Genomic DNA, 7341 nt, shown 5'->3' on the forward strand with positions numbered 1-7341 from the left:
ATAGAAACTTATTAACCAAGTAGTCTTGATTGACTACACCATTATTATACTAGGAGGAGTTACAATGAAACAACAGTTGGAACCGTTGTTTACACCGTGGAAGATCGGAAACTGCGAGATTAAGAACCGCATTGTTCTGACATCCATGGGTGGCACAAACCTGTTGGGATGGATGGAAGTGAACCATTTTGACAAGGATGGTGCGAAATTTATTCTGGAAGTAGCGAAAAATAATTGCGGTCTGGTGCTTCCGGGATGTCAGCCGGTATACAATCCCATGTACGGACAGTGGCTATATAAGAAGAAAAAAATGTATGAGGATCTGGCAAAGTGGATGCCGGAGTTCCACAAGACAGGAGCCAAACTGTTCGTCCAGCTGACGGCAGGTTTCGGCAGATCGTTTACCATCAGTGAAATGATGGAGACCCTGTACACAAATAAGGCATTGCGGGTACTGGCGAAACCTTTTATGGATCTCGACAAGATTACAGCCGCACCCAGCCCGTCTCCGAACCGCTGGTCAGATAAAGTTCCTTCCCGGGAGATGACCGTGGAGGAGATTCAGGAGTTCATCACTGCATTCGGCAAGACAGCAAAATTATTAAAGGATGCCGGTGTGGACGGTGTGGAGATCCATGCGGTACATGAAGGCTATCTGCTGGACCAGTTTACTTTAAAATATGTGAATCAGCGAACCGATGAATATGGTGGATCTTTTGAAAACAGATATCGTTTTGCTGTAGAGATCGTAAAAGAGATCAAGAAAGTCTGCGGGCAGGATTTCCCTGTGTCTCTTAGGTACAGCGTGGAATCCAAGACCAAGGGGTTCCGTGAGGGAGCTCTTCCCGGAGAAAGCTTCACAGAAGCAGGCCGTGATATGGCAGAATCCGAAAAAGCAGCGAAGTATCTGCAGGATGCCGGTTACGATATGTTAAACTGCGATAATGGCACTTACGATGCCTGGTACTGGGCACATCCCCCTATCTATATGCCGGAGAACTGCAATCTGGAGGATGTGGCGCATATCCGTAAATTCGTGGATATCCCTGTGGTATGCGCCGGACGTATGGATCCGGAGACAGCTGCGGCTGCCATTGCAGACGGAAAAATCGACGGTGCCGGATTCGCCAGACAGTTCCTGGCAGACCAGGAATGGGTGACCAAGCTGATGAATGATAAGGAGGACGACATCCGTCCCTGTATTCTGTGCCACAACGGCTGCTTCAACATGTGTCACTATAAGGGAGTTCCCAATGATCAGGCATTATCCGATTCCCTGCATCTGGCACGCTGTGCGGTAAATGCCGAGACCATGCAGTGGGAGAAGCACAAGATCGTCCCGACCACCAGCCCGAAGAAGGTACATATTATCGGTGGCGGTATCGGCGGCATGGAGGCTGCCAGAGTACTGAAGCTGCGGGGACACGAGCCGGTGATTCACGAGCAGACAGATCACCTGGGCGGAACCTTTATTGCAGCCAGTGCGGAAAGCTACAAGGGAAAACTGCGGGATCTTCTGACCTGGTATCGGAAGCAGATGGCAGATCTGAAAATTGAGATTCATTACAATGAAAAAGTGGAGAGTATCGCCCCGTTTGCCGGTGCTCCCGTGATCATCGCTACCGGAGCAGTGCCCAGAGTACTGAAAAAAGTGCCCGGCCATGAGAAGATGGTTGAGGCATGCGAATACCTTACCGGTACTCCCGTAGGGGAAAAGGTCGCCGTCATCGGCGGCGGACTCACCGGCTGTGAGATCGCTTATGAACTGGCACTGCAGGGCAGACAGCCTGTAATCGTAGAGATGAAAAACGATCTCATCGCCCAGACCGGAGTATGCCTGGCCAACAGCTCTTATCTGAGAGAGTGGTTCGCCTGGAAGAAAGTACCCGTATATCTGGAGACTACGCTGCAGGAAGTAAAGGATGACAGCATCGTATGCAAGGATGCTTCCGGAAAAGAGATCACGATTCCCTGTGACAGTGTGATCAGCTCCGCAGGATACATTCCCAATCCGTTGGCACCGAAGGGCAGCAATGTCAGCCTGGTAGGTGACTGTGACGGTGTAGGCAATCTGCGAAGTGTCGTATGGCGCGCTTATGAAGTTGCCATGAAGATTTAAGGGGAGGGAAATCAATGAACTTAACAAAAGAACAACAGAAAATATATGATGGAAAACAGGGAGCGACCCTGGCGAAGGTCATGCAGACACTGGTGCGTTACGGCGAACTGTTCGGCGCGGACGGTATGGTGCCTGTGACCAGTAAATACAACCATTTGGTAACATCCTTCGGATTGAAAGCACTGGCGCCGGTGTATGAACTGATGAATCAGCTGATCGAATCCGGCAATGTATCCAAACAGAAATTTTCCGCCGATCCGAGACCACTGGATCCCAATGTGCCCAGTTCTTTTTTACAGGATTTTGTGTTCAAGAATTTCATGTACTCCAAGCAGGATGACTACGAGAAACAGCTGACACAGCTGGGTATCATGGAAAAGGATGCATATACCTGTACCTGTTACATGGATGAAGTGGGAAATACCCCGGCCATGGGAGAGGTGCTGTCCTGGTCTGAGTCTTCTGCAGTGGTCTATGCCAACTCCGTATTGGGAGCAAGATGCAATCGTAACTCCGGTATCATTGACCTCATGGGTTCGGTAGTGGGCTATGTGCCCCGTTTCGGTCTGTTGACGGATGAGGGCAGAAAAGCCACCTGGATCGTGAAGATCGAGACAACGAAGAAGCCGGAAGCACAGCTGCTGGGATCAGCCATTGGTATGAAGGTCATGGCGGATGTTCCCTATATCGTAGGACTGGACAAATGGCTGGGTGGTGAACTGGATGATGCTGCGAAAACCTATCTGAAGGATTTTGGCGCAGCGACTGCTTCCAACGGTGCGGTAGGTCTGTACCATGTGGAAAATATCACTCCGGAGGCTGTAAAATACGGAAAAGATCTGATCGCGGAGGATGCAAAAGTCTACGTGGTAGATGATGCGGAACTTCAGAGGGTCTATGAGAGCTATCCGGTGATCTGGAAAAAGAAGGATGCCAAGCCGAAGCTGTGTTTCATGGGATGTCCCCATATGAGTTTACAGCAGCTCATCGACTGGACGGAAAAAGTCTCTCAGAGCCTGAAAGAAGCCGGTAGAGCCAGAGTGTGTATTCCTACCGTATTCACAGCGGCACCTGCGGTACTGAAAAAGTTTCAGGAGACCCCTTATGCGGAGACATTAAAAGCAACGGGAGTCATTACTTCCTATATCTGCCCGTTAATGTATATGAATAATCCTCTCAGCGAGAAGATGCCGGTCATTACTTCCAGCAACAAGCTGCGTACCTATACCAGCGCAAGATATTATACCGATGCTGAGATCTTAGAGCAGATCACGAAGGGAGGAGCGGACAAATGAAAGAATTTAAAGGAAGAATCGTAGCCTCCGGAACTGTAACCGCCAAGGCACTGGTATCTCACGGGGGTCTGAACACACTGGCATCTTTCCAGAAGGCATTACAGTTCGGCGATAAAAAAGCAACCTGCGGAGATCAGAATAATCCCGACCTCTATGGTAAACAGATGGCGGGCAAAGCCCTGTGCCTGCCGACGACCATAGGATCTACCACCGGCGGACTGGTACTTTACTGTGCCTGCTCCATGAACAGGCAGCCGGCATGCATGCTTTTCTCACAGCCCATTGATTCACTGGCAGCAGCCGGAGCCATTCTGGCAGATGTGTGGCTTGACAATGTGCAGATGCCTGTCATTGACAGCCTGGGGGAAGAGTTCCTGGAATATGTGAAGGATGACATGAATATTACCGTAAAAGAAGACGGTACGGTAGTAGTGGAATAGTTCAAATAGCTTTAAGAACAGCTTTCGAAGGAAACTTCGGAAGCTGTTTACTATTTTATGGAAAAAATTTATTTTTCTGCAACCGAAAATACGATATGCTTATCTAATGTATGTGAACACAAAATACCTTGCAAGGCATCCGGCCGGATGAAGAACGGGAGGAACCATGGAGAAACTGGTGAAAAAAGCGAAAAAAGGAGATGCGGAAGCATTCATTGCTCTGATGGAACAGAACAGGCAGAGCATGATACGGATCGCGTTCGCTTATCTGGGGAACGAAGAGGATGTTGCCGATGCCATGCAGGAGACCATACTTTCAGCTTTTGAAAAGCTGGATACCTTACGAAGAGCTGAATATTTCAGAACCTGGCTGATTCGTATTCTGATCAACCAATGTATTGCAATGAGACGGCACAGGAGTCGGACGGTTCCCATGAACGAGGCGGAGGAAGCTTCACAGTTCTATGATTTCAGTACGGATCTGGAATTCAATGATCTATTGAAAACTCTGCCGGAGGACAGCAGACTGATCTTCCAGATGTATTATGGGGAACAGTTTTCCATAGGAGAGATCGCACAGCTGCTACATATGAATGAAAATACAGTGAAGAGTAAAATTCACCGGGGCAGAGAGCAGCTGAGATCGCAGATGTAGGCAGGAAAGGAGAAGGGTCATGATGAACAGTACATTGATTGACAACAAAATAGAAGAAGCATACGGAATCGTCCGGGAAAATGCAGAAAAGAAAAAGAGACAGAAGCGAAAAAAAAGATTTGTGCAGTGGGGAACCGTGGCTGCAGCGATGGTAGTCGCTATCGGATTTTGCGGGGCAAATCCAGCGTTGGCAAAAGAACTGCCTCTGATCGGCAGCGTGATAGAACGGGTACAGGAGCTGCTGGGGTTCCAGGAGATTCCGACAGAAGAAATTGTAACGCTGGTACCAACAGGGCAAGGAAAATTCAATGCCGGGGAGAGAGAAGAGGCTGGGGACAACAATACCGGAGCCACTGGGATCCAGAGTACGGAAACCAGTGTGGAAGCTACAGAACCGGCGCAGTATCAGGTATCGGATCAGGGCTACACCATTACCTTGACGGATTATTATGCCACAAACCAGGCAATTTTCCTGGGGGTAAAAATGGAGAGCGAAGAGGGATTTCCGGAGATGTCAGCGGACAGCGACGGAAAAAGTCAGATCATGATCGCAACGCTGGAGGAGTATTCTTTCCGAAGCGGCGATCCGGTACACGGGGGCAGGGCGCTTGTGGGGCAACTTGTGGATAAACATACTTTTCTGGGACTGATCCGTATCGATTACAAATCGATCCAGACAGGGGATCAGGGATACTATGAACAGATTCCGGAAGACATGACACTGCAATTGGAAATTCCGTATTTTTTCCTATATCCGAAGGGGGCTTCCAAGGAGACAGTACGCGGAAGCTGGAAATTCACGGAGCTTTCAGTCTCCCAGAGCGATAAGGAAATGCAGGTCATAGAGATAGGCGAAACGAATGCAGCGGGCTTCGGGCTGGACAGAATCGAAGTCTCTCCGGTGGAGCTTACGGTATATGACATTTTCCCGGAAGATCATCTTGTTGTGACCGTAGTGTTGGATAAAGATGGAAGAAAACTGACATACGCAGGAAACAATACCAACGAGCTGGCGGTCAGCGGATACGATATATCCGAGATCACAGTGTACCTCTATGATTATGACGAATACATGGAGATCAAGGGGCTGGCACTGGGAGAAAATCCGACAGCATTCCTGGAAATACTTGAGAAAAATGCTCTTTATGAAAAAAAGATTTCGATAGAAACAGACAAGTCGTAGTATATCTGCTGTGCCAACCGCAATGACAGCTGAAGGCGTAGTTAGCATAGCTGCGGTTCATGGAAAGCAGAAAATAGTGAAGCTACAGGCGAAGTGGAAACAAAAACGGCTTTCGGAGATCTCCCGGAAGCCGTTTGTTGATGGATTTAAAATCGCTGATAATGCACCGCACATATTATTTGGTCAGCTCGGCAACGACCTGGTTAATCACCTTGCCGTCAGCCTTACCCTTCAGTTCGCCCATAACAGCCTTCATGATCTGCCCTTTATTTTTCGTAGCCAGAACATCTGCGAATTTCTCTTCCAGAATTGCCTTGACTTCCTCAGCGGAGAGCATCTTAGGAGCAAATTCGCTCATGATCTCATAGCGCTTCTTGTATTCTTCCAGCAGCTCGGTACGGTCTGCGGGGCAGGTATCGATCTGCTCCTTCACGGATTTGATCTCTTTTAAGATGGCTTCGTTGGCCATCTCATCGGGAATGTTGTCACGGCAGCCGTTGTCGATTCCTTTTTTCTTTACAGCGGATACCAGTGCGGAGATGGCATCCTTTCTGAATTTATCCTTTGCCTTCATGGCAGCGATCATAGCATCCTGTAATTCTTTTAATTTCATTGTGGTCTCCTCTCTGGAACAAAATCTCCAAATGTTTTCTGTGTTTTATTATACTCTCACAGATGAAAACTGAAAAGAAGAAAATGTGAATATCTGTCAGCTTATATCCGGGTTGTTTACACAGATATTACATGTTGCTTACCTGCCCAGGATAGTGTCGCTGCAACAGTTTTGGTAACATATAATGCGCCTTGGAGAAAAAAGCAACTGCGAAACAGGATGTAGCGTATCATAGCACGAATTCGTGAGCGGATGGTACAATGAACACGAAATAAGATGTATATAAAGACACGGGAATTAACACAGGATGGAAGGAAAGAAGTAGAAGAATGACATATAGTGAAATCAGAAAAAATGAAGAAGTACTGGCATTTATTAAAAAGGGAAATGCGAATCTGGGTGCCATGGGATTCACCGATCATTCGGAGGCGCATTCGGGACTGGTGGCAGAGCGGGCAGCGGAGATTCTGAAAAAATTTGGGTATCCGGAAAAAGATATTGAACTTGTGAAGATCGCCGGATTTATGCACGATATCGGAAATGCGGTGAACCGTAGCCATCATGCAGAGTACGGGGCGCTGCTTGCAAATGATATTCTGAAGAAGACAGATCTGCCCCTGGAGGACCGGGTGCAGATCGTGTCTGCTATCGGATTGCATGACGAATCTACCGGCGGTGCTACCGATCCCATCTCAGCGGCGCTGATCATTGCAGATAAGACCGATGTCCGCAGGAGCAGAGTCCGGGAGAAGAATAAGGCAACCTTCGATAAACATGACCGCGTCAATTATGCGGTTACGGATACGAAGCTTAAGATCAATGTGGAGAAGAGAGTGATTTCACTGAATCTGCAGATTGATCCGAAAATCTGCAGTATGTATGAGTATTTTGAGATATTCCTTGGACGTATGATGATGTGTAAGCGTGCAGCGGAAGTGCTGGAGGCATCCTTTAAGCTGACCGTGAATGGGGCAAAGGTATTGTAAATAGAAATTTAGCGAAATATCCCCGTAGCCCTTGGCAGGGTATAAGAAAC

Annotated in this window: 7 protein-coding genes; 6 read left to right on the forward strand and 1 reads right to left on the reverse strand. The window is 48.1% G+C overall.

Annotated elements, in window-relative coordinates:
- Nucleotides 1-64: 64 nt before the first annotated feature.
- From DWZ61_RS19175 to DWZ61_RS19195, 5 genes are all read left to right on the forward strand, one after another.
- A complete protein-coding gene (locus DWZ61_RS19175; RefSeq protein WP_118540093.1) occupies nt 65-2119 on the forward strand; it encodes an FAD-dependent oxidoreductase in 2055 nt (684 codons plus the stop codon).
- Between the two features lie 14 nt (nt 2120-2133).
- A complete protein-coding gene (locus tag DWZ61_RS19180; protein ID WP_118540094.1) occupies nt 2134-3414 on the forward strand; it encodes an aconitase X in 1281 nt (426 codons plus the stop codon).
- Nucleotides 3411-3854, forward strand: a complete 444-nt coding sequence (locus DWZ61_RS19185; RefSeq protein WP_117465561.1) for a DUF126 domain-containing protein — start codon at nt 3411-3413, stop codon at nt 3852-3854. The genes DWZ61_RS19180 and DWZ61_RS19185 overlap by 4 nt, the downstream gene beginning before the upstream one ends.
- A 166-nt stretch (nt 3855-4020) precedes the next feature.
- Nucleotides 4021-4509, forward strand: a complete 489-nt coding sequence (locus DWZ61_RS19190; RefSeq protein WP_118540095.1) for a sigma-70 family RNA polymerase sigma factor — start codon at nt 4021-4023, stop codon at nt 4507-4509.
- Between the two features lie 19 nt (nt 4510-4528).
- Nucleotides 4529-5692 carry a DUF4179 domain-containing protein gene (locus tag DWZ61_RS19195; RefSeq protein WP_118540096.1) on the forward strand — a complete coding sequence of 388 codons (1164 nt, stop codon included), beginning with the start codon at nt 4529-4531 and terminating at the stop codon, nt 5690-5692.
- 175 nt (nt 5693-5867) lie between these two features.
- Here the strand turns inward: DWZ61_RS19195 and DWZ61_RS19200 are convergent, their stop codons facing one another.
- Nucleotides 5868-6305 carry a GatB/YqeY domain-containing protein gene (locus DWZ61_RS19200; RefSeq protein WP_022154647.1) on the reverse strand — a complete coding sequence of 146 codons (438 nt, stop codon included), beginning with the start codon at nt 6303-6305 and terminating at the stop codon, nt 5868-5870.
- A gap of 329 nt (nt 6306-6634) precedes the next feature.
- Here DWZ61_RS19200 and DWZ61_RS19205 point away from each other — a divergent pair, with 329 nt between their 5' ends.
- Nucleotides 6635-7291: an HD domain-containing protein gene (locus DWZ61_RS19205; protein ID WP_118540097.1), complete on the forward strand. Its 657-nt coding sequence runs from the start codon at nt 6635-6637 to the stop codon at nt 7289-7291.
- Nucleotides 7292-7341 lie beyond the last annotated feature (50 nt).

The organism is Clostridium sp. AF34-10BH (assembly GCF_003478095.1).
Taxonomy (GTDB): domain Bacteria; phylum Bacillota; class Clostridia; order Lachnospirales; family Lachnospiraceae; genus Acetatifactor; species Acetatifactor acetigignens.

Coding starts and splice junctions, on each gene's coding strand:
- DWZ61_RS19185 (WP_117465561.1), top strand. CDS start 3,411: ATGAAAGAATTTAAAGGAAGAATCGTAGCCTCCGGAACTGTAACCGCC.
- DWZ61_RS19195 (WP_118540096.1), top strand. CDS start 4,529: ATGATGAACAGTACATTGATTGACAACAAAATAGAAGAAGCATACGGA.
- DWZ61_RS19180 (WP_118540094.1), top strand. CDS start 2,134: ATGAACTTAACAAAAGAACAACAGAAAATATATGATGGAAAACAGGGA.
- DWZ61_RS19175 (WP_118540093.1), top strand. CDS start 65: ATGAAACAACAGTTGGAACCGTTGTTTACACCGTGGAAGATCGGAAAC.
- DWZ61_RS19190 (WP_118540095.1), top strand. CDS start 4,021: ATGGAGAAACTGGTGAAAAAAGCGAAAAAAGGAGATGCGGAAGCATTC.
- DWZ61_RS19205 (WP_118540097.1), top strand. CDS start 6,635: ATGACATATAGTGAAATCAGAAAAAATGAAGAAGTACTGGCATTTATT.
- DWZ61_RS19200 (WP_022154647.1), bottom strand. CDS start 6,305: ATGAAATTAAAAGAATTACAGGATGCTATGATCGCTGCCATGAAGGCA.